The 22684-nt window shown below is 52.4% G+C and carries 22 protein-coding genes; 14 read left to right on the top strand and 8 right to left on the bottom strand.

What is annotated here, in order from left to right; translation table 11 throughout:
- The first annotated feature begins 213 nt into the window (after nucleotides 1-213).
- Nucleotides 214-1899: an aspartate:alanine antiporter gene (locus F0Q32_RS00295; RefSeq protein WP_108474643.1), complete on the top strand. Its 1686-nt coding sequence runs from the start codon at nucleotides 214-216 to the stop codon at nucleotides 1897-1899.
- A gap of 160 nt (nucleotides 1900-2059) precedes the next feature.
- Here F0Q32_RS00295 and F0Q32_RS00290 read toward each other — a convergent pair whose 3' ends face one another.
- Complete coding sequence (locus tag F0Q32_RS00290) at nucleotides 2060-2608, bottom strand: TetR/AcrR family transcriptional regulator (protein ID WP_149461456.1); 549 nt, start codon at nucleotides 2606-2608, stop codon at nucleotides 2060-2062.
- A gap of 117 nt (nucleotides 2609-2725) precedes the next feature.
- Here F0Q32_RS00290 and F0Q32_RS00285 point away from each other — a divergent pair, with 117 nt between their 5' ends.
- Nucleotides 2726-3892, top strand: a complete 1167-nt coding sequence (locus F0Q32_RS00285; protein ID WP_253896820.1) for an MFS transporter — start codon at nucleotides 2726-2728, stop codon at nucleotides 3890-3892.
- The gene (locus tag F0Q32_RS00280; protein WP_149461454.1) at nucleotides 3889-4701 is read left to right on the top strand and encodes a Cof-type HAD-IIB family hydrolase; all 813 of its coding nucleotides are present in this window, start codon (nucleotides 3889-3891) and stop codon (nucleotides 4699-4701) included. The genes F0Q32_RS00285 and F0Q32_RS00280 overlap by 4 nt, the downstream gene beginning before the upstream one ends.
- 34 nt (nucleotides 4702-4735) lie before the next feature.
- Here the strand turns inward: F0Q32_RS00280 and F0Q32_RS00275 are convergent, their stop codons facing one another.
- Entirely contained in the window at nucleotides 4736-5971 is a 1236-nt protein-coding gene (locus F0Q32_RS00275; protein ID WP_149461453.1) for an MFS transporter, read from the bottom strand.
- A gap of 267 nt (nucleotides 5972-6238) precedes the next feature.
- Here F0Q32_RS00275 and ybjG point away from each other — a divergent pair, with 267 nt between their 5' ends.
- Both ybjG and deoR read left to right on the top strand, forming a co-directional pair.
- Nucleotides 6239-6847, top strand: a complete 609-nt coding sequence (gene ybjG, locus F0Q32_RS00270; RefSeq protein WP_015965162.1) for an undecaprenyl-diphosphate phosphatase — start codon at nucleotides 6239-6241, stop codon at nucleotides 6845-6847.
- 69 nt (nucleotides 6848-6916) lie between these two features.
- Nucleotides 6917-7675: a DNA-binding transcriptional repressor DeoR gene (deoR, locus tag F0Q32_RS00265; protein WP_149461452.1), complete on the top strand. Its 759-nt coding sequence runs from the start codon at nucleotides 6917-6919 to the stop codon at nucleotides 7673-7675.
- A 32-nt stretch (nucleotides 7676-7707) separates the two neighbouring features.
- Here deoR and dacC read toward each other — a convergent pair whose 3' ends face one another.
- Nucleotides 7708-8910 carry a serine-type D-Ala-D-Ala carboxypeptidase gene (dacC, locus tag F0Q32_RS00260; RefSeq protein WP_149461667.1) on the bottom strand — a complete coding sequence of 401 codons (1203 nt, stop codon included), beginning with the start codon at nucleotides 8908-8910 and terminating at the stop codon, nucleotides 7708-7710.
- 240 nt (nucleotides 8911-9150) lie between these two features.
- Between dacC and F0Q32_RS00255 the strand changes: the two genes are divergently transcribed.
- Nucleotides 9151-9777 carry a glutathione S-transferase family protein gene (locus F0Q32_RS00255; protein ID WP_149461451.1) on the top strand — a complete coding sequence of 209 codons (627 nt, stop codon included), beginning with the start codon at nucleotides 9151-9153 and terminating at the stop codon, nucleotides 9775-9777.
- Between the two features lie 6 nt (nucleotides 9778-9783).
- On the opposite strand, the gene F0Q32_RS00250 is transcribed toward F0Q32_RS00255, so the two are convergent.
- Complete coding sequence (locus F0Q32_RS00250) at nucleotides 9784-10794, bottom strand: LacI family DNA-binding transcriptional regulator (RefSeq protein WP_149461450.1); 1011 nt, start codon at nucleotides 10792-10794, stop codon at nucleotides 9784-9786.
- A 142-nt stretch (nucleotides 10795-10936) separates the two neighbouring features.
- Between F0Q32_RS00250 and F0Q32_RS00245 the strand changes: the two genes are divergently transcribed.
- Both F0Q32_RS00245 and F0Q32_RS00240 read left to right on the top strand, forming a co-directional pair.
- Nucleotides 10937-12025, top strand: coding sequence for a cellulase family glycosylhydrolase (locus F0Q32_RS00245; protein ID WP_149461449.1), 1089 nt, complete (start codon nucleotides 10937-10939; stop codon nucleotides 12023-12025).
- Nucleotides 12026-12049: 24 nt separating this feature from the next.
- The gene (locus F0Q32_RS00240) at nucleotides 12050-13339 is read left to right on the top strand and encodes an ABC transporter substrate-binding protein (protein WP_149461448.1); all 1290 of its coding nucleotides are present in this window, start codon (nucleotides 12050-12052) and stop codon (nucleotides 13337-13339) included.
- On the opposite strand, the gene F0Q32_RS00235 is transcribed toward F0Q32_RS00240, so the two are convergent.
- Both F0Q32_RS00235 and F0Q32_RS00230 read right to left on the bottom strand, forming a co-directional pair.
- Nucleotides 13336-14448 (bottom strand): PQQ-dependent sugar dehydrogenase, encoded by a 1113-nt coding sequence (locus tag F0Q32_RS00235; protein ID WP_149461447.1) that lies wholly within the window; start codon nucleotides 14446-14448, stop codon nucleotides 13336-13338. The two genes, F0Q32_RS00240 and F0Q32_RS00235, sit on opposite strands and share 4 nt — an antisense overlap.
- A 107-nt stretch (nucleotides 14449-14555) precedes the next feature.
- On the bottom strand, nucleotides 14556-14939 hold the full coding sequence (locus F0Q32_RS00230) for a biofilm formation regulator BssR (RefSeq protein WP_188016803.1): 384 nt from the start codon (nucleotides 14937-14939) through the stop codon (nucleotides 14556-14558).
- Between the two features lie 228 nt (nucleotides 14940-15167).
- Here F0Q32_RS00230 and rimO point away from each other — a divergent pair, with 228 nt between their 5' ends.
- The 3 genes from rimO to F0Q32_RS00215 are packed head-to-tail and all read left to right on the top strand — an operon-like array spanning nucleotide 15168 to nucleotide 18167.
- On the top strand, nucleotides 15168-16475 hold the full coding sequence (gene rimO, locus F0Q32_RS00225) for a 30S ribosomal protein S12 methylthiotransferase RimO (protein ID WP_108474656.1): 1308 nt from the start codon (nucleotides 15168-15170) through the stop codon (nucleotides 16473-16475).
- Nucleotides 16476-16521: 46 nt separating this feature from the next.
- Complete coding sequence (locus tag F0Q32_RS00220; RefSeq protein WP_149461446.1) at nucleotides 16522-17196, top strand: HEAT repeat domain-containing protein; 675 nt, start codon at nucleotides 16522-16524, stop codon at nucleotides 17194-17196.
- Between the two features lie 38 nt (nucleotides 17197-17234).
- On the top strand, nucleotides 17235-18167 hold the full coding sequence (locus F0Q32_RS00215; protein ID WP_149461445.1) for a zeta toxin family protein: 933 nt from the start codon (nucleotides 17235-17237) through the stop codon (nucleotides 18165-18167).
- 93 nt (nucleotides 18168-18260) lie between these two features.
- Here the strand turns inward: F0Q32_RS00215 and F0Q32_RS00210 are convergent, their stop codons facing one another.
- The gene (locus F0Q32_RS00210) at nucleotides 18261-18902 is read right to left on the bottom strand and encodes an HD domain-containing protein (protein WP_149461444.1); all 642 of its coding nucleotides are present in this window, start codon (nucleotides 18900-18902) and stop codon (nucleotides 18261-18263) included.
- 111 nt (nucleotides 18903-19013) lie between these two features.
- On the opposite strand from F0Q32_RS00210, the gene F0Q32_RS00205 reads away from it, so the two are divergent.
- The 3 genes from F0Q32_RS00205 to F0Q32_RS00195 all read left to right on the top strand — a co-directional run bounded on the left by F0Q32_RS00205 (nucleotide 19014) and on the right by F0Q32_RS00195 (nucleotide 21224).
- Nucleotides 19014-19997, top strand: a complete 984-nt coding sequence (locus tag F0Q32_RS00205) for a GlxA family transcriptional regulator (protein ID WP_149461443.1) — start codon at nucleotides 19014-19016, stop codon at nucleotides 19995-19997.
- 159 nt (nucleotides 19998-20156) lie between these two features.
- On the top strand, nucleotides 20157-20639 hold the full coding sequence (locus F0Q32_RS00200; protein WP_149461442.1) for a cold-shock protein: 483 nt from the start codon (nucleotides 20157-20159) through the stop codon (nucleotides 20637-20639).
- A 45-nt stretch (nucleotides 20640-20684) separates the two neighbouring features.
- The gene (locus F0Q32_RS00195) at nucleotides 20685-21224 is read left to right on the top strand and encodes a DUF2058 domain-containing protein (protein ID WP_149461441.1); all 540 of its coding nucleotides are present in this window, start codon (nucleotides 20685-20687) and stop codon (nucleotides 21222-21224) included.
- Between the two features lie 130 nt (nucleotides 21225-21354).
- On the opposite strand, the gene F0Q32_RS00190 is transcribed toward F0Q32_RS00195, so the two are convergent.
- Nucleotides 21355-22590, bottom strand: coding sequence for a hypothetical protein (locus F0Q32_RS00190; protein WP_149461440.1), 1236 nt, complete (start codon nucleotides 22588-22590; stop codon nucleotides 21355-21357).
- Nucleotides 22591-22684 lie beyond the last annotated feature (94 nt).

The raw sequence follows: 22684 nt of genomic DNA, 5'->3' as shown, positions 1-22684 counted from the left end.
ATAAAGCATCTGGCCATCCGTGCCAAAACACTTAAGTACAAAAAGCGATTGTTGCTAGCCGAAGCGATAAGGAACGATTAAACTAACGGCTTCAATTTTTTGGTTATTTTGTAGGTACAGAACAGAGGCAACTACGCGGCTGTCTGAACCAAAACATTAGACTAAATAACCAACTCTTTCAACAAGTTACTGGTAAACAAGAAGTTAGTCTCCGTGAATATAAACGTCGCAGATTTGTTAAATGGGAATTACATCCTGTTATTATTCGTGGTGCTGGCACTTGGCCTTTGCCTGGGGAAATTACGTCTGGGTTCCGTTCAACTCGGTAATTCTATTGGCGTTTTAGTCGTCTCCCTGTTATTAGGCCAGCAGCATTTCAGCATTAACACGGAGGCGCTCAATCTTGGCTTTATGCTGTTTATTTTCTGCGTGGGCGTAGAAGCCGGACCTAACTTTTTTTCAATTTTCTTCCGCGACGGCAAAAATTATCTGATGCTGGCGCTGGTGATGGTTGGCAGCGCACTGCTGATTGCCCTGGGCCTTGGTAAGCTGTTCGGCTGGGACATCGGTCTGACGGCCGGTATGCTCGCAGGCTCAATGACATCCACCCCGGTGCTGGTTGGCGCAGGCGATACGCTTCGCCATTCGGGCATGGAACCGGGCTTGCTGGCTATCGCCCAGGATCACTTAAGCCTCGGATACGCTCTTACCTACTTGATTGGTCTGGTCAGCCTGATTGTTGGCGCGCGCTATCTGCCTAAGTTGCAACATCAGGATCTGCAAACCAGCGCCCAGCAAATCGCCCGCGAACGTGGCCTGGATACGGACACTAATCGTAAAGTCTACCTGCCGGTTATCCGCGCCTATCGAGTTGGCCCGGAACTGGTCGCGTGGGCCGACGGTAAAAACCTGCGCGAACTGGGTATTTATCGCCAGACGGGATGCTATATCGAGCGTATTCGACGCAATGGTATTCTGGCGAACCCGGACGGTGATGCGGTATTGCAAATGGGTGATGAAATTGCGCTGGTGGGATATCCGGACGCGCATGCTCGTCTCGACCCGAGCTTCCGTAACGGTAAAGAAGTCTTTGACCGCGACCTGCTCGACATGCGCATCGTCACCGAAGAAATCGTGGTCAAAAACCACAATGCCGTTGGCCGTCGCCTGGCGCAACTGAAACTCACCGACCACGGTTGCTTCCTCAACCGCGTCATTCGCAGCCAGATCGAAATGCCCATCGACGATAACGTGGTGCTGAATAAAGGCGATGTGCTTCAGGTGAGCGGCGACGCACGACGCGTTAAAACCGTTGCCGACCGCATTGGCTTCGTCTCTATTCACAGTCAGGTCACTGACCTGCTGGCCTTCTGCGCCTTCTTTATTGTTGGCCTGATGATCGGCATGATCACCTTCCAGTTCAGCAACTTTAGTTTCGGCGTCGGTAACGCGGCGGGTCTGCTGTTTGCCGGCATCATGCTCGGCTTCCTGCGTGCGAACCATCCGACCTTCGGCTACATCCCGCAGGGTGCGCTGAACATGGTGAAAGAGTTCGGCCTGATGGTGTTTATGGCGGGCGTGGGTTTAAGCGCAGGCAGCGGCATCGGCAATAGCCTCGGCGCGGTCGGCGGCCAGATGCTGGTCGCGGGGTTGATTGTCAGCCTGGTGCCGGTGGTGATTAGCTTCCTGTTCGGCGCGTACATTCTGCGCATGAACCGCGCGCTGCTGTTCGGTGCTATCATGGGCGCACGTACCTGCGCACCGGCGATGGAAATCATTAGCGACACTGCACGAAGCAACATTCCAGCGCTGGGCTATGCAGGCACCTACGCAATTGCTAACGTGTTGTTAACATTGGCCGGTACACTGATTATCATCATTTGGCCTGGGCTAGGATAATTCTTAGTCTTAAATGTTTAGAAAAATTTTTAGGGATACAGAGAACTTTTCGCATAAGCGTCAGTCATAACTTATGCCACTGCTTTTCTTTGATGTCCCCATTTTGTGGAGCCCATCAACCCCGCCAGATTTGGTTCAAGGTTGATGGGTTTTTTGTTTTCTACGGCCCCTCTCCCGCAATCCTTCCCACCGTTTCCCGTATCTGCGCCTTTGTCAGCGGCTGGCGGTCGGTGACAAAATGTAGCGTCATCCCTTCGATAAACGCATCCAGCGCGCGGGCGGTTGCCGGATCAAACCACTGCTCCAGCGTTTGCTGGCTACGCTGCATCCAGTTTTGCATCACGCCTTTTAACGCCGGGCGATTGCTGGCAAAGGCATACAACTGATACATCAGCGTCATGTTACGCGGCGTGGTGACTTCACTGCTATAGATAAGCTGAGTGATGGCATCACAGGCGGCGGCTGGGTTTTCAACCCCACAGAAAAAGTCACGATACTCCTGAGACATCCTTTCAGTGAATACCGTGAACGCCTCCACCAGCAATGCTTCAATGCCGTCAAAGTAATAGGTCATCGAACCCAGCGGGACATCGGCACAACTGGCGATTTTGCGGTGCGTGACGGCGCTGATACCGTGGGCGGCGATGGTTTCCAGCGTGGCGTCCAGGATGCGCTCCCGGCGCTGCGGATCGTTGGGTCGACGGGCCATATTTCTCCTCGTTTGTTTATGTACAAATGTACACAGCCTTGCTAGTGTTGTCGCATCATTTCGTCAACTTCGCTAATGGATAACAATGTGACGCCCCGCAAGACCCTTCAGTTGCGCATGTATGCGCTGTTTATGTTCTTCTTTTTACCGGGCTTACTGATGGCCTCATGGGCGACACGTACGCCTGCTATCCGCGATATTTTATCGGTCTCGACGGCGGAGATGGGCATTGTGCTGTTCGGGCTGTCGGTGGGCTCAATGAGCGGTATTCTTTGCTCTGCTCCACTGGTGAAACGTTTTGGCACGCGCACGGTGATTCGCACGACTATGTCCTGTGCCATTATCGGGATGCTGATTTTAAGTATCGCACTCTGGTTCAGCTCAGCATGGATATTTGCCGCCGGGCTGGCAGTGTTTGGCGGCAGCTTTGGCGCGGCGGAAGTGGCCATTAATGTTGAAGGCGCTGCCGTTGAACAAGAGATGAAAAAAACCGTACTGCCGATGATGCACGGTTTTTACAGCTTCGGCACCCTGGTGGGCGCAGGCGTGGGGATGGCGTTAACCGCGTTTGGTCTACCCGCAATGTGGCACATTGCCCTGGCGGCGCTGGTGGGCATCGCACCTATCGCTATCGCCATTCGGGCGATTCCCGAAGGTACCGGCAAAAATGCCGCGGATGGCACACAGCATAGTGAGAAAGGCGTTCCCTTCTGGCGCGATATGCAACTGATGCTGATAGGCGTTGTGGTGCTGGCGATGGCATTTGCCGAAGGTTCAGCCAATGACTGGTTGCCGTTGCTGATGGTTGACGGTCACGGGTTTAGCGCGAAATCCGGCGCGTTAATTTATGCCGGATTCACCCTGGGCATGACCCTTGGCCGCTTTACCGGCGGTTGGTTCATTGATCGCTACAGCCGCGTGACGGTGGTTCGTGCCAGTGCGCTGATGGGCGCGCTGGGTATCGCGCTGATTATCTTTGTCGATATCGACTGGGTTGCCGGCGTATCCGTAATTTTATGGGGGCTGGGCGCGTCGCTGGGCTTCCCGTTAACCATTTCCGCCGCCAGCGATACCGGCCCGGATGCGCCGACCCGCGTGAGCGTCGTCGCCACCACCGGTTATCTTGCTTTTCTTGTCGGGCCGCCGCTGCTGGGCTTCCTCGGCGAACATTATGGTCTGCGCAGCGCCATGCTCGCTGTGCTGGCGCTGGTGCTGGTCGCTGCGCTGGTGGCGCGTGCGGTGGCTAAACCTGAACCCAACGTTGTGATGGAGAGTAATGGATGAGTATCAAACTGATTGCAGTCGACATGGATGGCACCTTTCTCAGCGATGCAAAAACCTATAATCGCGAGCGTTTCCTGGCTCAGTATCAGCGTATGAAACAGCAAGGTATCCGCTTCGCGGTCGCCAGCGGCAACCAGTACTATCAGCTCATCTCCTTCTTCCCGGAGATTGTTGATGAAATCGCGTTTGTTGCCGAAAACGGCGGCTGGGTAGTGGATGCCGGTGAAGATATTTTCAACTGCAGTATTCCAGAGCAGCATTTCCTGGACGTGGTGCGCTATCTGCAAACCCGTACCGAACTGGAGATCATTGCCTGCGGAAAACAGAGCGCTTACACGCTAAAACGCTACGATCAGGCATTCAAGGATATCGCCATCCGCTACTATCATCGTCTGGAAGAAGTCGATAACTTCGACAATATTGAAGATACTTTCCTGAAGTTTGGTCTGAATGTCCCGGATACTCTGGTGCCCGAGATGCAAAAACTGATTCATGAAGAAGTGGGCGATATGCTCACCGCCGTCACGACCGGCCATGGCAGTATCGATCTTATCGTCCCTGGCGTTCATAAAGCGAACGGCCTGCGTCTGCTGCAGGCCCGTTGGGGCATTGACGACAGCGAGGTTCTGGCCTTTGGCGACAGCGGCAACGATATCGAAATGCTGCAACAGGCGGGTTACGGTTTTGCGATGGCGAATGCGTCGGACGTGGTGAAGTCAGTGGCGAAGTATCGCGCACCGCATAATAACGAAGAGGGTGTGCTGGACATTATTGAGAAAGCATTGAACGGCGAAGCCCCGTTCGCCTGAATGACTGCCCGGCAGCGCTTGCCGGGCTTAAACATTATTGCGGCTGGTTGCTGCTGCCGACCGATTTGTCTTTCAGGAAGAAAACAACCGCCACCAGCCACAGCACGCCGTTCGCCAGGTTGAAGAGGCTAAACAGCCCGTTCCCGCCTTGCAGGTACATGTGTTTGCTGACTTCGATACCGACGGTAAAAATCAGCATCTGCAACATCCCCATTGCCGCCGAAACGGTGCCTTTACTCATCTCGCTGGCAAACAGCGTCAGACGCACCAGGCCGGCATTCGCTACGCCAATACCAAACGCGTAAACACTCAACCCCGCTGTCATCCACAAATAGGCGTGGGATGAAACAACCGTTGCTGCCGCCGCCAGCACTAAACCGGCCATAATCGGCCAACCGCCCATGATAATCAGCGAACGCACGGAGCGGCGAGAGGTCAGGCGCGCCAGCGTCAGGTTACCGGCGATCAGCGCGCCGAAGATAGGCACCTGTAACAGGCCATATTCATAGCTGCTGGCCTGCTCACCGCTGATAATAATCACTGGTGATTGGGCAATCCACGCCAGCAACGGCAGGCTAACAAAGCCCGTTGCCAGCGCGCCCGCCAGGAAACGCCCATTTTTGAGCACCAGCGCGTAATCACGACCTAACTCACCGAGCGATAGTTTTTCGCCGATACGCGTTGCGGTTTCCGGCATTGCGCGGAACAAGCCGCCGAAAGCGACAACCGAGAGCAAGGCGAACAGCACAAACATACCTTCCCACGGCGCAACGTGCACCCAGGCCGCACCGACCAGCGGGCCAAGCAGTGGCGCAATCAGCGCAACGTTTGCCATCAGCGCGGTAATCTTAATGCAGGTGGCTTCGTCGAAAGATTCCTGAATTGCCGCATAGCCTACCGCGCCGATAAAGCACAGGCTGACCCCTTGCAGAAAACGCAGGAAAATAAACTGTTCGATATTGTGTACCAACAGCGTCGCCAGGCAAGTGACAATAAACCATACCACGCCGGTCAACATCACCGGGCGGCGGCCAATACGGTCCGACAGCGGCCCCAGCAGCCACTGTAAAAACATGCCGCCTGCCATATAAGCCGTCATTGAGGTGGGAACCCACTCGTTGCCCGCGTTGAATTGTTCCACCACCGCCAGCATACCCGGCTGAATCATATCGTTGCCGATATAGGTGGAGAATTCGTACAGCACCAGACAGAGCGGAAAAAGCAGCGCCTGACGGCCCAGACGTTTGCCGGAAAGAGAGGGATTACTCATTACCAAAACTAACTCAGTGTAAAAACGCGCAAGTTTAATCCACAGGTCGTAGTGACGATAGTAAATTATCGCTCAGATGTAATAATTCCGCACAAATTTACTCGTTTAAGGTTTACTTAACTTTGGATGGGTATAGTGTGCTGATTTCAACGAGTTAACCTGATTAGCACGCGTGCATGGGAGCGGAATTAAGACAATCCCCCTTTACCGCTGCGGTTAAGCTTTTTAAGGTATCGGTCATTAATCTGTCATAAAAGTCTGGATATTATGCTGGAAATCCTGAACCACCAACTCTTCGCGCTGTTGAATGCCACCCCCGCTTCGGCACAGTGGTTAATCACTCTGGCGACCTTTATCGCCCGCGACCTTATCTCTATCGTTCCCTTCCTGGCGGCTGCGCTCTGGCTTTGGGGGCCGAAACAACAGGTTTGCGCCCAGCGTCAACTGGTGGTTAAAACCGCGCTGGCGATAGTCGTCGCCCTGACGCTTTCATGGGTTGTGGGCCATCTTTTCCCGCACGATCGACCCTTTGTTGATGGCGTAGGCTACAACTTCCTGCCGCATGCCGCAGACGATTCCTTCCCAAGCGATCACGGTACGGTGATTTTCACCTTTGCCCTCGCATTCCTGTTCTGGCACCGTTTGTGGTCCGGCGCGATATTAATGGTTATTGCCTGCGCGATCGCCTGGTCACGGGTTTATCTTGGCGTGCACTGGCCTATCGATATGCTCGGCGGTTTCCTGAGCGGCCTGATTGGCTGCCTGACCTCACAAATGCTCTGGCATCGCTTTGGCTCTCAGGTCTATCAACGCCTGCAATCACTCTACCGTATGCTTTTCTCCCTTCCCATTCGCAAGGGTTGGGTGCGTGACTAAGCCGTCAGGCACAGGTAATATGACAGGCTGACTCCGGCGCCCTGCCGGAGCTGGCCCGGCAGAGGAAACATGGAAACACGACGCGACGAGCGGATTGGTCAACTCATTCAGGCATTAAAACGCAGCGATAAACTGCACCTTAAAGAAGCCGCAGCGCTGTTGGGCGTTTCAGAAATGACGGTTCGCCGTGACCTGAATAGCCAGAGCGGGCCTGTGGTGCTGCTCGGCGGCTACATCGTCCTCGAACCGCGTAGCGCCTCGCATTATCTCTTAAGCGATCAAAAAACGCGCCTGGTGGATGAAAAGAAGCGTGCGGCTCAGCATGCTGCGCAGTTGTTGAAAGCACACCAGATGGCCTTTTTTGACTGCGGTACGACGACACCGTGGATCATTGACGCTATTGATAATGAGCTGCCCTTTACCGGCGTTTGCTATTCACTGAACACCTTCCTGGCGTTACAGGAAAAACCCAACTGCAAAGTTATCCTCTGCGGGGGCGAGTTTCATGCCAGCAACGCCATCTTTAAACCGCTGAGCGAACACGACACGCTGGCCCATCTTTGCCCCGATATCGCCTTTTATTCGGCGGCGGGCATCGATATTATTCAGGGCGCAACCTGCTTTAATCTTGAAGAGTTACCCGTAAAACACTGGGCGATGCGTCAGGCGCGCTACCACGTGCTGGTGGCGGATCACAGTAAATTTGGTAAGGTACGCCCGGCAAGAATGGGCGCGCTGGAGAAGTTTGATGTAATTGCCAGTGATATTCGCCCGGATGATGATATTGTCGCGCTGGCGAAAAAAACGCAGATATCCTTACTTTACTGACCGCGCCAGCTGGCGCGGCCTGTTATCGTCAATTAAGAGAACCAGCTACCAAACCATTCGTGGAATTTCATCAGCACGAAATCGAGCATCCGGTTAATGAACCCGCCCTCTTCCACGGCTTCCATCACGATCAGCGGACGCTGTTCAATAGTTTTATCATTCAGTTTAAAGTCGATAGTCCCGACAACCTGGCCTTTCTTGAGCGGCGCGGTGAGCTGCGGTTGTGTCAGTGAATAGCTGGCCTTCAGGTTTTTCAGTTGCCCTTTCGGTATGGTAATCGAGCCCGCTTCGCCTGCGCCCAGCTTCGCTTCGCTGGTATCGCCGAACCAGACGCGCTGCGTCACGAAGGTGGCGTCCGGTTTAATCGGCGTCACGGTTTCGAAGAAGCGGAAGCCCCAGGTCAACAGTTTTTCTGATTCGCCAAAGCGGATACGGTCCGTTTTGGTGCCGAGTACCACGGAAATCAGACGCATTTCGCCCTGACTGGCAGACGCCACCAGGTTATAGCCCGCCCCTGCGGTGGTGCCCGTTTTCACGCCATCGACGTTCAGGCTGGAGCTCCACAACAGACGGTTACGGTTTGGCTGGCGAATGTTGTTAAAGGTGAACTCTTTCTCTTTGTGAATCGCGTACTCTTCCGGCACATCGTGGATCATGGCTTTGGTCAACAAGGCCATGTCGCGCGCAGTACTGAACTGCCCCGGCGCATCGAGGCCGTGGACGGTTTTGAAGGTGGTATTGGTGAGGCCAATTTTCTGTGCATAGCCATTCATCAGGCTCACGAAGGAGTCCTGGCTGCCTGCGACATAATCCGCAATGGCGATACTGGCGTCGTTACCGGACTGGATAATCACACCTTTATTCAGGTTCTCAACGGAAACCTGTTCGCCTGGCTTCAGGAACATGACGGAAGAGCCACGCAGTGCCGGGTTACCTGTCGCCCATGCATCTTTTCCGATGGTGACCATATCGGTCGGCTTAATTTTCCCCGCTTTCAGCGCCTGGCCCACCACGTAGCTGGTCATGATTTTGGTCAGGCTGGCCGGGTCCAGTTTTTCGTCCGCATTCCCTTCGGTTAACACTTTACCGCTGGAGTAATCCATCAGGATCCACGCACGTGCGTCAATCGACGGCGCATCAGGAAGTTGTTCCGCCGCCTGCACAGCAGGTGCGACAAGAAGTAAAAGAGCAGAGCCCGTCACCAGGCCTCGAAGGGAAAAAGCATCACGCGTCATAAAAGCCACCCAAGTATCCATTCCAAAAAAACACGCCACTACCGTAACCGTGCTGCACCAGGCGGTGAGTAATAACGTATAAACTCTCTCAATGAAACAGTGAGTTGGTAAAGTTTGTTAAGTTTACGCAAGATCCCCGTGATGTGCGAAAATCCTGAACAATTTTTTGATCGAGATTGCCTAATGCTCAGGATTGAATCACCATGCTGATACGTACTGATACGAAACACTGGGGTGATTATGATTACGCTGTGGGGACGCAATAACTCAACGAACGTGAAAAAGGTCCGCTGGACGCTGGAGGAACTGGAATTACCTTATCAGCAGATTATGGCGGGCATGGAATTTGGTTTGAACCACGATGCCGAATTCCTGGCGCTCAATCCCAATGGTCTGGTGCCGCTGTTGAAAGATGACGAGGCGGGTATTGTGCTGTGGGAGTCAAATACTATCGTGCGTTATCTGGTAGCCCAGTATGGCCAGGGACGCCTGTGGCAGGATTCACCGGCAACGCGCGCACAGGGCGAGAAGTGGATGGACTGGGCCAATGATACGCTCTCCCCCAGCCACCGCCTGATTCTGATGGGGCTGGTCAGAACGCCGCCGGAAAAACGCGATCACGCGGCGATTGAAAAAGCCATCACCCAGTGTGAACCGTTGCTGGCGATGCTTGACGCCGAACTGGCGAAGCATCGCTGGTTATCCGGTGACGACTTTGGCCCCGGCGATATCGCTGTTGCACCGTTCGTTTACAACCTGCTGGAAACGGTAAAAACCTGGCAGCCGTATCCGAATCTGACACGCTGGTATCAGCAGCTTGCAGATCGCCCGGCCTTCCAGAATGTGGTGATGATCCCCGTCACCTGATGCCCCTCAGGTACGCTGGCTGCTGCCGCGTACCTGTAATTTCCCCACCAGCCGGACGTGCGTGGCAACATCATCACCGTCGCATAAGTAAGCTACCGCCATTCGGCCCAGTTCGCTGTAAGCTAACTGTACGCTGGTGAGTCTCGGCGTAAGCTGATGCGCAATCCGCTGATCGTCGTAGCCGCACACCAGAATGTCATCCGGCACCTTAATATTCAGCGTCGCCAGCGCCTGGTAGCAGCCGAGCGTCATCCAGTCGCTGGCGCAGAAAATAGCCTGCGGTGGCTGCGGTAATTTCATTAATTCCAGCGTGGCGTTGAAGGTGGCATTCAAAGACCAGTCTGTCGGCTTGATTAACGCGTCATCAATGGCAATCCCCGCCTGCTCAAGCGTCTGTCGATAGCCTTCCAGGCGCAGGACGCTGGCGTCCATCCATTCATCCCCGGTAATGTGTGCGATACGCGTCACGCCTTGCTCCAGCAGATGATTTACTATCTGGCAAGCATTCGCGCGGTCGTCTGGCAAAAAGGTAGGCAGCAGTGGCCGCGCAGGGTCGTACTGATTCAGTAATACCACCGGGACATTAAGCAGCGGCTCAAACGGAGAAAAATCGAACGCTCGTGTCGTTGGGCTCGCCAGAATCACGCCCGCGCATTTACGCCCCGCCAGCTGTTGGATGATTTGCCGGGCCATCTCAAAATCATCGCCATAGTCATATACTGTCAGCAACGTATCCCGCTGCCAGGCCGTACCGCTGGCCTCACTCAGCGCATCAATAAAGGGATCGTAACCGTCCATTCCGCACAACAGTAATGCAATCTCTTCCTGCCCTTCCTGGCGGTGCGCCACGGCGATTTTCTTATAGCCCAGCTTTTGCGCCGCAATGAAAACACGCTCTCGCGTATCGTCGCTCAAACGCACCGCCCGACTATTGTTCAGCACCAGCGATACGGTGGCCTGTGACACCCCCGCTTCTCTGGCAATATCGCTCATGGTTATCTTATTTTTCTTTTGCATTTCGGCTCCTTATCGCTGCCGACTATAGCACAAAACATCTACGACTTTTTTGTGAACAAAACGGCAAAATGCCAGGAATTTTATTGCGTGCGCCACGTGAGTAATAAATATTAGCTAATATTATTATCAATGGAGAAGACTCATGCAATCTCAGTGGAGTAAGTCACAGGCGCAGGAGTGGTACAAGAGTCATGGATGGGCCTGTGGATTTAACTATTTACCGCGCACGGCGGTGAACTGGACGGAAATGTGGCAGGCCGATACCTTCGACGCCCACACTATCGATCAGGAGCTGGAGTGGGCGCACAATTATGGCTACAACGCCCTGCGTACCAACCTGCCGTTCATTGTCTGGGAAGACGACCGCGATGGCCTTTTGTCGCGTATCGACACCTTTCTGACACTTGCCGCAAAACATAAAATCCAGGTGATGCTGACCCTGATGGATGATTGTGGTTTCTCCGGCGACGAACCCTATCTTGGCCCGCAAAAAGAGCCAGTACCGAACCTGCATAACAGTCAGGCGGCAGCCAGCCCGGGGCGCGCTATCGTGATGAGCCCAAGCCTCTGGCCACGTGTCGAAGCCTATGTGCGCGACATCTTAACCCGCTTTAAAAATGATGACCGCGTGGCTATCTGGGATCTCTACAATGAACCCGGCAACCGAGGCGTATTTAGCGGCCCCGGCGAATCTGGCGAAGTAGATGAAGCGCTGGAAGAGTTCGCGTTAACACTCATGGTCTCCGTATTCAGTTGGGCGCATGACATCCGCCCGAGCCAGCCGCTGACCGTTGGCGCATGGCATGTGGATCACGATGAATACGACACGTTTGAACATCCCATTGATGCCACCGCGCTGGCGCTGTCTGATATCGTCAGCTACCACAACTACAATACCGCCGCCCGTCAACTGGACATTCTGGCAAAACTGGCCCAGCGCAACCGTCCGGTACTGTGCACCGAATGGCTTGCCCGCCATGTCGATTGCAACTTCAGTGAACAACTTCCACTGTTCAGCGCCTTCGAAACGGGCTGCTACCACTGGGGGCTGGTCGCCGGAAAAACCCAAACCTGGATCCCCTGGCCGGGCGTGCAAAAAACGCATCCAGATCCGCAGTCGCTGTGGTTCCACGATGTGCTTCACGCCGACGGTAAACCGTGGTGCCAACAGGAAATGACGCTGGTAAAAGCGTTATCTGCCTACCATCAACAGCGCAGAGAGAGCCGCTGATCTTTTACACGGAGGAATTCTTCAATGAAAAAATCAGTACTATTGATGTTGGCCTGCTGCGCGTTCAGCGCGATGCCAATCCTTGCGCACAGCGCCGATCAGGTCGAACTGCGTTTTGCCTGGTGGGGCGGTAAAGCCCGTAACCAGGCGACCATGAAAGCGCTGGAAGCTTTCCAGGCGAAATATCCGAACATTAAGGTGAAAGCCGAATATACCGGCTGGGACGGTTTTTATCCTCGCCTGACCACGCAGATGAACAGCAACACCGAAGCCGATGTTATCCAGACCAACTGGAACTGGCTGACGCTGCTGTCGAAAAAAGGCGATGGTTTTTACGATCTCAACAAACTGAGTCAACCGCTGGGTCTGGATCAATACCCGCCTGAAGCGCTGGCAACGACCACCGTAAATGGCAAAATCAACGCTATTCCTATTTCGTCCAACGTCATGTTGTTCTTCTACAACGCCGCTACATGGAAAAAAGCGGGCGTCGAGTTTCCAAAAACCTGGGATGAATTGCTGGCGACTGGCCCGGTATTTAAACAGAAACTGGGCGATAACTATTATCCGCTGATCCTCTCCGAGCAGGATGCTTTGCTGATGCTGCGTTCTTATATGTACCAGAAGAACCAGAAAGAGATGATCGACGAGAAAACGAAGAAGATCGCCTGGTCACATGAGGAACTGGTCGAGGCGTTAACCTTCTACCGCAAGCTGGCGGATAACCACGTTATCCCGGACAGCAAAGCTATGGCCTCGTTTGGTAAAGGCGTGAATTACGAAATGAAGCCGTGGATCAACGGCGAATGGGGCGGCGTTTATAACTGGAACGTATTGTACACCGCAGAATCGCAGAACCTGAAAAACCCTTCAGACCTGGTGATGGGCCCCTATCCGATGCATAAAGACGCAAAAGATGCCGGGCAGTTTAGTAAAACCGCGCTGATGTACTCCATCAGCCGCAACACCAAACATCCGCAGGAAGCGGCTCTACTGTTGCACTTCCTGATGAGTGAACCTGAAGGTGTTCTCCCGGTCGGACTTGAACGCGGCGCACCGCTGAGCCATGACGGAGAAAAAATCCTCCGCGATGCTGGCATCCTGAAAGATGAAGACCCGGTGATTGCCGGGCTGATTCAGTCGAAGTCAATGCCAAACAAATCGACAGCCATGCCGTATCTGGAAGATCCGCAATTTGGCGCACTGTTCACCGCCGCCAGAGAAAGCATCGACCACGGTAAAGCCTCCATCGACGAAGCTGCAACCACCTTCGAAGAGCAGGCGAACCGTATTTTACGTCGCATTATGCGTTAATTTTTAGGGCTGATTTTCAGTAACTCGCCGTCGGACTCATCGGTTAAGACATAAAGATAACCGTCGGGTCCGACGCGTACATCGCGGATGCGCTGTTTTCGATCGCCGAGAATGCGCGTCTCTTCCGTCACTTTATCGCCATCCACCTGCATCACAATCACCGATTCATCCTTCAACGCGCCGATAAACAGTTTGTGCTGCCACTGTGGGAACGTCTTCGCATCGTAAAACGCCATACCGCTCAACGCCGGTGATTTTTTCCACACGTAAAGCGGCGGCTCAGTGCCAGACGCTGTTTCCCCTTTGGCTTCGGGGATTGGCAGCCCACTGTAGTTAATGCCGTGCGTCGCCAGCGGCCAGCCATAGTTTTTGCCTGCTTGCGGAATGTTGATTTCATCACCGCCGCGCGGGCCGTGCTCATTTAGCCACAATGTCTCGCTCCACGGATTCATCGCCATCCCCTGCGGGTTACGAATACCGTAAGACCAGATTTCCGGACGCACACCTGATTTATTCACCCACGGGTTATCGCCCGGTATCTTCCCTTCCTCAGTCAGGCGCACGACTTTGCCCTGAAGTTTATCGAGATCCTGCGCGGTGCTGCGTTGATTGTTTTCACCGAGGCCAATATAGAGATGACCTTTGCCATCAAACACCAGCCTGCCGCCAAAATGATTACCGGTAGAGAGCTTCGGCATCTGTCGGAACACCACGCTGAAATCACTCAGGGTTTGGTTATCGGCACTTAATTTTCCGTAACCGACTGCCGTTCCGGCTTTGCCATCGTCACCCGCTTCCGCAAAGCTCAGCCACACGCGGCGCGACTGGGCAAAATCCGGGGCCAACGCGACATCCAGCAGCCCGCCCTGCCCGTTTGCCCATACCTTCGGCACGCCCGAAATGGGTGCTGAGAGCCCTTTTCCTTGCTGCCAGTGACGCAGTTCGCCGCCACGAAGCGTAATCAGCATGCCGTGACCATCCGGCAGAAAAGCCAGCGACCAGGGGTGCTCAAGCTTATCCTGCAACACCTGAACATTAACCTCCGCCGATTGAGCGGAAGCGACATACAGCAGAGAACTTAAGGTCAAAGTAAGAAGAGTACGACGCATAGCCTATCCCGGTAGCCGCCAATGATTGGCTTAAGGTTAGACAACGTCATTGATTACGCGGGTGATTTTACAAAACCTTTAACAGGGGGAGCTAACTCCCCCTGAGGTCAGGCGTGCAGAGGGTCGATGTGGGCATTCATACTATAAATGCTTTCACTCAACGTCGTCAGACAGCGTTCGAGCGATTCCACGTTAACGGCGATGGAGGTCGGGCAGTCATGGTGCCCGGTCATCAAACACACAGCCGCAGAAGCGATTGCTTCGCCTGCCTGCCGCAAAGCATCCCTTTCTTTCGGCGTTGCGGACTGTATCAGCTGTGGTGCTTTGCTACGCAATTCACCACATAAATCAAACAAGTTAGTACGCAGATGCTCGTTATCGCTGATCGACATGTATCCCTTCGCTTTTCTGAGTTGCAGGTAAGCGTCGAGATCGATGCGCGCATTGATGATTTTATTCATCATGTTGCGTTTCAGCGTCATTCCACTCATGTGATTTCCTCCCTCCTCATCCATTTGGCACATTTATTATAAGGTCATTTTTCGTACAGAACGATGCGTAAGGTCAATAATTCAACAACTGAAACGCGCCGGAAACACTTTTTCTACACTGCCGGTCATCTTCCACTCCGGGCCTGAAAAATGGTGATTGACGTATCTGGCTGTCATGGCGCGCCGTATGTATAATCTCCCGATTCCGAGCAATGAATAGTATATAAAATGAGCAAAATTGGTTTTGTATCGTTGGGCTGCCCGAAAAACCTGGTGGACTCCGAACGTATTTTAACGGAGCTGCGTACTGAAGGTTACGACGTGGTCCCGAGCTACGATGATGCCGATATGGTTATCGTCAACACCTGCGGTTTTATCGACAGCGCCGTCCAGGAATCCCTGGAAGCGATTGGCGAAGCCTTAAAAGAAAACGGCAAGGTGATCGTCACCGGCTGCCTGGGTGCCAAAGAAGATCAAATTCGCGAAGTGCATCCTAAAGTGCTGGAGATTACCGGCCCGCACAGCTACGAGCAGGTGCTGGAGCACGTCCATCACTATGCGCCGAAGCCGCAGCACAACCCGTTTACCAGCCTGGTGCCGGAACAGGGTGTGAAGCTGACGCCGCGTCATTACGCCTATTTAAAAATCTCCGAAGGCTGTAACCACCGCTGCACCTTCTGCATCATTCCGTCCATGCGTGGCGACCTCGACAGCCGCCCGATTGGCGATGTGCTCTCTGAAGCGAAACGTCTGGCCGACGCAGGCGTAAAAGAGCTGCTGGTTATCTCTCAGGATACCTCCGCTTACGGCGTCGATGTGAAACACCGCACCGGTTTCCATAACGGTTCCCCGGTCAAAACCAGCATGGTTAGCCTGTGTGAAGAGCTGGCAAAACTGGGCGTCTGGGTGCGTCTGCACTACGTCTATCCGTATCCGCATGTCGATGACGTAATTCCGCTGATGGCGGAAGGCAAAATTCTGCCGTATCTCGACATCCCGATGCAGCATGCCAGCCCGCGTATTCTGAAACTGATGAAACGCCCTGGCTCCGTTGACCGTCAGCTGGCGCGCATCAAACAGTGGCGTGAAATCTGCCCTGACTTGACCCTGCGATCGACCTTTATTGTCGGCTTCCCGGGCGAAACGGAAGAAGATTTCCAGATGCTGCTCGATTTCCTGAAAGAAGCGCGTCTCGATCGCGTCGGATGTTTCCAGTACAGCCCGGTTGAAGGCGCCAGCGCCAACGATCTGCCGGATCAGGTACCTGACGACGTGAAAGAAGATCGCTGGAACCGCTTCATGCAGCTGCAACAGCAGATCTCCGCCGAGCGATTGCAGGAGAAAGTCGGCCGTGAAGTGATGGTCATCATCGACGAAGTGGATGAAGAAGGCGCGATTGGCCGCAGCATGGCCGACGCCCCGGAAATCGACGGCGCGGTGTATCTGAATGGCGAAACCAACGTCAAGCCGGGCGACATTATCCGCGTGAAAGTGGATAACGCCGACGAGTACGACCTGTGGGGTAGCCGGGTTTAAGACCTCGCACCGCACCCTGTGCGGCGTGTACTCAGGATGAGTCACTATGAGAACGGAATATCAGCGCCGCCAGGACGCCAAAGAGCTTAAGACCTGGCTTTATTGCCAGCAGCTCAGTGAAGATGAGCTCTACCCTCTGTTAGAAAATAAAGACCATTCGCTGCGCTATGCTGCCGCGAGACGTCTACAACTCATGGGTTCCGACCCGATTCTGGCCCAGGCGAAACAGCGCTGCCATGATAAAAACTACCGTACTCGTGAAGTTGCCTGTTTTATTCTTGGGCAAATAAAAACCGCGAAAAGTAACGTCTCCGATATTATGGCCTTCCTTGATTCCTGCGCGGTCAATGATATCACCGCCATCGTGCGCGCCAGCGCCATTATTGCGATGGGGCAATTATTTTCAAATCATTCTGCGGATAAAGCGCTTTGGGCGACGCTCAAACATCGCTGTACTCAGGCTATCGATTCTCCTTTTGTCACCGTCCGTCATGCCGTCGCATGCGCACTTATTTACCATGCTGATGACAGCATCATGCCCCTTCTTATCAGATTACTTCGCGATAACCATGGCGAAGTCCGCAGTTGGGCGGGCTGTGCGATTAATGGCAACGGTTACGATTTACCGGAACTGCATGAAATATTCCGGGAAATGCTCACAGACGAGCACGGTGGCGCAAGATATGAGGCTGAGATGTGGTTTGAGGAGCATAACAAGTAGTATTTTTTCAGGAAAGATGTTCTTTACAGGAGTCGTAAATGGCAACGTTAATGGAAAAAGATGCGCTTTTAAATGGCGCTAGTCAGTGTATTGCATTTTTATCGGAAGCTTGTGGAAATATAGATAATTCTGAAGCATTGAATTTAAGTCAGGATATTAACCAATGTATTACTTATCGGGATTATCTTTATTCAACTGATGCCGACGAGGTTAATTTTAACGAAGGGGTTGTTCGGTTTAAATATTTAAGAGAAAAATATTATAGTGCAAACACAACTCATCATAATATCGATATAAATGATGACCCTTTTGAGTCGGTATGGCGTCGCCTGACGAAGAGAGTACTCACATCACAGGCGCAACCGGTTGGTTTTGTTTTAGGTGGGCAACCAGGTGCCGGAAAGTCGTTACTCATTAAGCATGCACTGGTGAGGACTGACTTTAATGCGTTGGTTATTAATGGTGATGATTTTCGCTTCCACCATCCTGATTTCCAGGCAATTTATGCTACCTATGGCGATGACTTTGTCAGCCACACGGCGCAGTTTTCCGGTGAAATGGTTGAGCGTGTGCTCAAAAAAGCCATTGAAAACAAATTTAATATCGTCATTGAAGGCACCTTCCGTAATGCCGATACCCCCATGCAAACATTAAAGCGCCTCAAAGAGGCGGGCTACCGGGCAGAGGTGATGATAAAAACTACCTCAGCCACCAAAAGCTGGCGCCAAACCAATGAGAGATACGATAACGATAAATTAGCAGGTAACATCGCCCGAAAAGTCGATAAAAACCACCATGATTTGGTCATCGCTGTGCTTGCGGAAAATGCAAAGAAAGTATTCGACTCAGGCCTCGCGGATGCGTTTTCTGCCTGGTCTTGCGAGGATAATATTTTTGACTCACAAGCAGCGTCAGTAACCGATATTGAAGAAAAAATCCGCGATGAAATTTGCAAAACTGTAACAGCTTAATTTCCAAAGTAGAGGATATCAGCGATCAATGTAACTGATATCCTCAATGGGGATAAATCTCAAACATAGAATAAAAAATTATTCATTCACTTATTACGCCTTCCAGAGCGAGTTTCGAATCACGCTACAAAAATTCCCACGAATAAACTGGGGATCTTTATCGCAAATCACATCAGCTTTAACATTACCAAAGGTGGTTTGAGGCCTGTCTTTAATTCCCTGATAAAACGCATCAATAATGTTTTCTTTAAAATTCCCAACTCGCGGATGCTGATGTACCACCGCTTCACGGCTCTCATCACTCACCTTTTCATACTCAATACCCAGAACATCCATTTCAACGCCAGCCGTTAATAATGCGATCTCCGGTGCCATAAATTCAGGAATACCGGGCGTGGTATGAAGCGCGATTGCCGTCCAGACTTTGTCGACATCATGGGCATCAACGCCGTGACCTTCAAGGAAAGCGCGCGCGGCATTCGCACCATCCACCTCAAAGCGTTTATCACAGCTACAGTGTTCGTGCGTCAGGCCAACGTCGTGGAACATGCAACCAACATAGAGCAGCTCGGGGTCTACGTTTAACCCACGTCTTTGGCCCGCCAGAGCTCCCCAGTAATAGACTCGGCTGGAGTGATGAAACAGCAGGTCGTTTTCCGTATCACGAACGAATTCAGTCGCTTCGCGAGCCAGTTTGCTGTCAGGGATTCGAATACCTTGTACATTAAAAGTCATATTTACCTCCAGTGGGTTGATGTTAGGAAGTTTACAAGGCATTCTGTTTGTCTCAAATAATCCAGTTACGACGATTTAAGACATTACGCTGAATCAGGACACCCACCTTTCATGAAACGCATTATCGCCATTCTTGCCGTTCCCGGCGTGCAACTTCTGGACGTTTCCGGGCCATTAGATGTCTTCGCCGAAGCCAATCGCCTTCTTCATCGGCAGGTCTATGAACCGATCATCGTTGCTGTTAATACATTGACGATCAATGCCTCATCAGGTGTCACGTTGTTGGCAAACGCTCTTCTTGAACAAACCGAAACGCTCAGCCCGAATACCTTCTTAATAGCAGGCGCGCCGCAGGTCTGGCAGCAGGCGTTAACGGAACAACAAAAGAGTCATATTCACGCGCTTTGTGAAAAAAGCGATCGCTATGGTTCTATCTGTACTGGCGCATTTTTACTGGCGCAAACCGGGTTACTGGCCCAACGTAAAGTCACCACACACTGGGCAATTGCCGCCCGTTTTGCCAACGCATTTCCACAAACGGAGATGGATATTGATGCACTGTATGTCTGTGACGGCCCGGTAAGAACGGCAGCGGGGGTCACATCAGGCATGGATTTAGCGTTACGCCTGATAGAAGAGGATCTGGGAAGCGAGGTGGCTCAGGAGGTGGCATGCAATCTGGTGATGTTTTTCCGCCGACCGGTTAACCAGGGGCATTTTATCCGCCATAGCGAGATTTCACCTTCAGCCCGGAGCGCCTTTCAGGATTTACAGCGCTGGGCACTCGCGAATCTCGACACCGTATTAAGCCTGAAAGAGATGTCTGATCATATTGGCCTAAGCATTCGCCATCTTGGGCGGCTATTTCAGCAGGAAATGCAGATGGCGGCTGGCGAATGGTTGGAAGCCTGCCGCATAGATAAAGCAAAAATGCTGTTGGAAAAAGATGCGTTGCCTCTAAAGGCGATCGCGAGCCAGTGCGGTTATTCCAGCGGTGATGTGCTACGCAGGGCGTTCGTAAAACGCGTCGGGATCACCCCTTCCGTTTATCGTCGTCTGAATGTAGCCAGGCCCTGGGCGAAAGAACGCGCATAACCGTGGTCAGGGCGGAATTGCGCACGTTACGCTTTCGCCCCCCAGCCCTCGCAAACCCACACTTTCTCACCCAAACTTAAGTCAAAGGCATGGTCTGCGCAGGCATTGTGCATTAAACTGCGCGCTGCAAAAACTGAGTAGATAAACAATCAGGCGGTAATGGCGATGAACGGAACAATCACAACGTGGTTTAAAGATAAAGGTTTTGGATTTATCAAAGATGAGAACGGCGACAATCGCTATTTTCATGTGATCAAGGTCGCCAATCCTGATCTTATCAAGAAAGATGCAGCCGTAACCTTTGAGCCCACCACCAACAACAAAGGGCTCTCGGCGTATGCGGTCAAAGTGCTGCCGGAAAGCAAATATATCTACATTGCGGGCGAGCGCCTGAAGCTTACCTCGATTAAGTCTTACGTGGTGTTCAGCGAAGATGTGCCTGCCGATACGCGTATCGACAAAGAGAACGCAGTGCTTTCTGTTGGCGTGCTGATGAACAGCATTCGGCCCAAAAATGAGGCCAAACCCGGTGAAACACGCACGCTGAAAAAACTGGCTATCACCACCTTCCAGGGAACCACGCACATCTTCTCGGAAGACGAAATTGATATCGATGCCACGGTGAAAATGCTTAAGGTGTAAGCCTGACGTTTTCACCCTGACCCTCTTAACGGACTGACAAGCAAGATGACAAAACTTACCTTACAAGAGCAGATGCTCAAAGCGGGCTTAGTGACCAGCAAAAAAATGGCCAAAGTCCAGAGAACGGCAAAGAAATCACGCGTGCAGGCGCGTGAGGCGCGCGAAGCGGTCGAGGAAAACAAAAAAGCGCAGCTTGAGCGCGATAAGCAACTGAGCGAGCAGCAAAAACAGGCCGTTTTATCAAAAGAGCTGAAGGCGCAGGTTAAACAGTTGATTGAAATGAACCGCATCACCATCAGCAAAGGCAATATCGATTTTAACTTTACCGACAATAACCTCATCAAGAAAGTCGTTGTCGATAAAGTGACGCAGACCCAGCTGATAAATGGTCGTCTCGCGATCGCCCGTTTGCTGATCGATGCGAATGGCGATGCGCAATACGCGATTATCCCGGCGAGTGTGGCAGATAAAATTGCCCAGCGTGATGCGGACAGCATTGTATTAAACAGCGCATTGAGTCAGGAAGAGCAGGATGAAGACGATCCGTACGCTGATTTTAAAGTGCCGGATGATTTGATGTGGTAATTCTGCAGTAAAAGAAAGCCCTCTCGGGCTTTCCTGCCGGATGCGGCGTAAACGCCTTATCCGGCCTATAAAATTTTGCTAAACCTTGTAGGCCTGATAAGCGAAGCGCATCAGGCACTCAGGCACCGAATCAGAATGAGCGGTGGAAGTTAACCAGTGGTAACACCGGCACCGTGGCGTTCATCGCAACGTTGATCACACCAATCTGCAAACCTTCCAGGTGTTTAGTGGCGTTAATCAGGCCAAACTGGAAGTTGGTGGTATCGGCATAGTTGAAGGCACCAAAGTCGCTGGAGCTGCTGCCAGACGTCACGTTGATGGCCCCAATGTTTGAACCGGTAACATTTTCAGACGTTACGTTCACCGCCCCCATGTTCAGACCCTCAACATTCCCGCCGTTGAAGTTCACCGCGCCCAGATTCATACCGGTGACATTATTCGCTACGTTGAAAGCACCCAGGTTGAAACCGGTCATATCGTTAGTGCGGTTAAACGCCGCCATATTAAAACCGGTGGTGTTTTCAGACCAGTTGAAGGCGGAAATATTCGCACCGACCGTCTCTTTTGATTTGTTAAATGGCGCAACGTTCAGGCCGGTCATATTTTCGGAAACGTTCACGACGGCCACGTTCATACCTTTAATATCGCCTTCGCTCCAGTTCGCGATACCACCAACGTTCAGGCCCTCGACATTCCGGCTATGGTTAGCAAGGGTAACGTTGGCGCCGGTAATATCTTTTTCAACCCAGCTGAACGGGCTGACGTTGAAACCTTTCATGTCACCGCCAATATAGTTACCAATACCAGCAACGTTCATGCCGCGCATAGTACCTTCGGTATAGTTACCCAGACCGGCAACATTCAGGCCGTACATCCGGCCTTTATTATAGTTACCCAGGCCCGCAACGTTCATACCGTTAATATCACCAGTGCCGTTCAGGTTACCGACGGCGTTAGCTGCACCGATATTCAGGCCGTTAAGTTCGTCAGCGGCACTGTAAATACCGACGCTTGCACCGTTCATTACGCCAACCTGGTTTGCCAGGCTGATGTTCAGACCGTTGTCTTCACCACCGTGCCAGTTGAATAAGCCAATCGCCGCCCCGTTGACGCCGTTACGCACATGAGAACCCGCCGCGGCACCAAGCTGGAAACCGTTTACCTGGTCCATTTCCGTATAGCCGAGAATAGGCAGATCAAAACCGTTCACCGTGCCAGTATCGCTATAAAACAAAGAGCTCTGGAAACCATTGACTTCAGTGTCGGTAGAGAGATTTTTTACCGAAGCTAATTGAACCGGCGTAGCAAAGCTCGCCGTGGAAAACATTGCGCAGGAAATGAATAGAGCGAGTGTTGAACGTTTCATTTTGTACTTCCTTTTTTCAACGTAAAAGCCGCTTAGCGACATCAAAATTCAGATAATACTTAGTCTTGATATAATGGTGGCTTAGCGAGACGAG

Origin of the sequence: Pseudocitrobacter sp. 73, assembly GCF_008369545.1 — a bacterium.
GTDB lineage: Bacteria > Pseudomonadota > Gammaproteobacteria > Enterobacterales > Enterobacteriaceae > Pseudocitrobacter > Pseudocitrobacter vendiensis.
This window is presented reverse-complemented; position numbering and strand designations above follow the sequence as displayed.

Excerpts from the sequence above, each read along its gene's own strand:
- F0Q32_RS00275 (WP_149461453.1), bottom strand. The coding sequence starts at position 5,971 with ATGAGTAATCCCTCTCTTTCCGGCAAACGTCTGGGCCGTCAGGCGCTG.
- F0Q32_RS00240 (WP_149461448.1), top strand. The coding sequence starts at position 12,050 with ATGAAAAAATCAGTACTATTGATGTTGGCCTGCTGCGCGTTCAGCGCG.
- F0Q32_RS00230 (WP_188016803.1), bottom strand. The coding sequence starts at position 14,939 with ATGAGTGGAATGACGCTGAAACGCAACATGATGAATAAAATCATCAAT.
- F0Q32_RS00205 (WP_149461443.1), top strand. The coding sequence starts at position 19,014 with ATGAAACGCATTATCGCCATTCTTGCCGTTCCCGGCGTGCAACTTCTG.
- F0Q32_RS00245 (WP_149461449.1), top strand. The coding sequence starts at position 10,937 with ATGCAATCTCAGTGGAGTAAGTCACAGGCGCAGGAGTGGTACAAGAGT.
- F0Q32_RS00290 (WP_149461456.1), bottom strand. The coding sequence starts at position 2,608 with ATGGCCCGTCGACCCAACGATCCGCAGCGCCGGGAGCGCATCCTGGAC.
- F0Q32_RS00235 (WP_149461447.1), bottom strand. The coding sequence starts at position 14,448 with ATGCGTCGTACTCTTCTTACTTTGACCTTAAGTTCTCTGCTGTATGTC.
- F0Q32_RS00255 (WP_149461451.1), top strand. The coding sequence starts at position 9,151 with ATGATTACGCTGTGGGGACGCAATAACTCAACGAACGTGAAAAAGGTC.
- F0Q32_RS00220 (WP_149461446.1), top strand. The coding sequence starts at position 16,522 with ATGAGAACGGAATATCAGCGCCGCCAGGACGCCAAAGAGCTTAAGACC.
- F0Q32_RS00200 (WP_149461442.1), top strand. The coding sequence starts at position 20,157 with ATGGCGATGAACGGAACAATCACAACGTGGTTTAAAGATAAAGGTTTT.
- F0Q32_RS00285 (WP_253896820.1), top strand. The coding sequence starts at position 2,726 with ATGTATGCGCTGTTTATGTTCTTCTTTTTACCGGGCTTACTGATGGCC.
- dacC (WP_149461667.1), bottom strand. The coding sequence starts at position 8,910 with ATGACGCGTGATGCTTTTTCCCTTCGAGGCCTGGTGACGGGCTCTGCT.
- F0Q32_RS00195 (WP_149461441.1), top strand. The coding sequence starts at position 20,685 with ATGACAAAACTTACCTTACAAGAGCAGATGCTCAAAGCGGGCTTAGTG.
- F0Q32_RS00280 (WP_149461454.1), top strand. The coding sequence starts at position 3,889 with ATGAGTATCAAACTGATTGCAGTCGACATGGATGGCACCTTTCTCAGC.
- ybjG (WP_015965162.1), top strand. The coding sequence starts at position 6,239 with ATGCTGGAAATCCTGAACCACCAACTCTTCGCGCTGTTGAATGCCACC.
- deoR (WP_149461452.1), top strand. The coding sequence starts at position 6,917 with ATGGAAACACGACGCGACGAGCGGATTGGTCAACTCATTCAGGCATTA.
- F0Q32_RS00210 (WP_149461444.1), bottom strand. The coding sequence starts at position 18,902 with ATGACTTTTAATGTACAAGGTATTCGAATCCCTGACAGCAAACTGGCT.
- F0Q32_RS00250 (WP_149461450.1), bottom strand. The coding sequence starts at position 10,794 with ATGCAAAAGAAAAATAAGATAACCATGAGCGATATTGCCAGAGAAGCG.
- F0Q32_RS00215 (WP_149461445.1), top strand. The coding sequence starts at position 17,235 with ATGGCAACGTTAATGGAAAAAGATGCGCTTTTAAATGGCGCTAGTCAG.
- F0Q32_RS00190 (WP_149461440.1), bottom strand. The coding sequence starts at position 22,590 with ATGAAACGTTCAACACTCGCTCTATTCATTTCCTGCGCAATGTTTTCC.
- rimO (WP_108474656.1), top strand. The coding sequence starts at position 15,168 with ATGAGCAAAATTGGTTTTGTATCGTTGGGCTGCCCGAAAAACCTGGTG.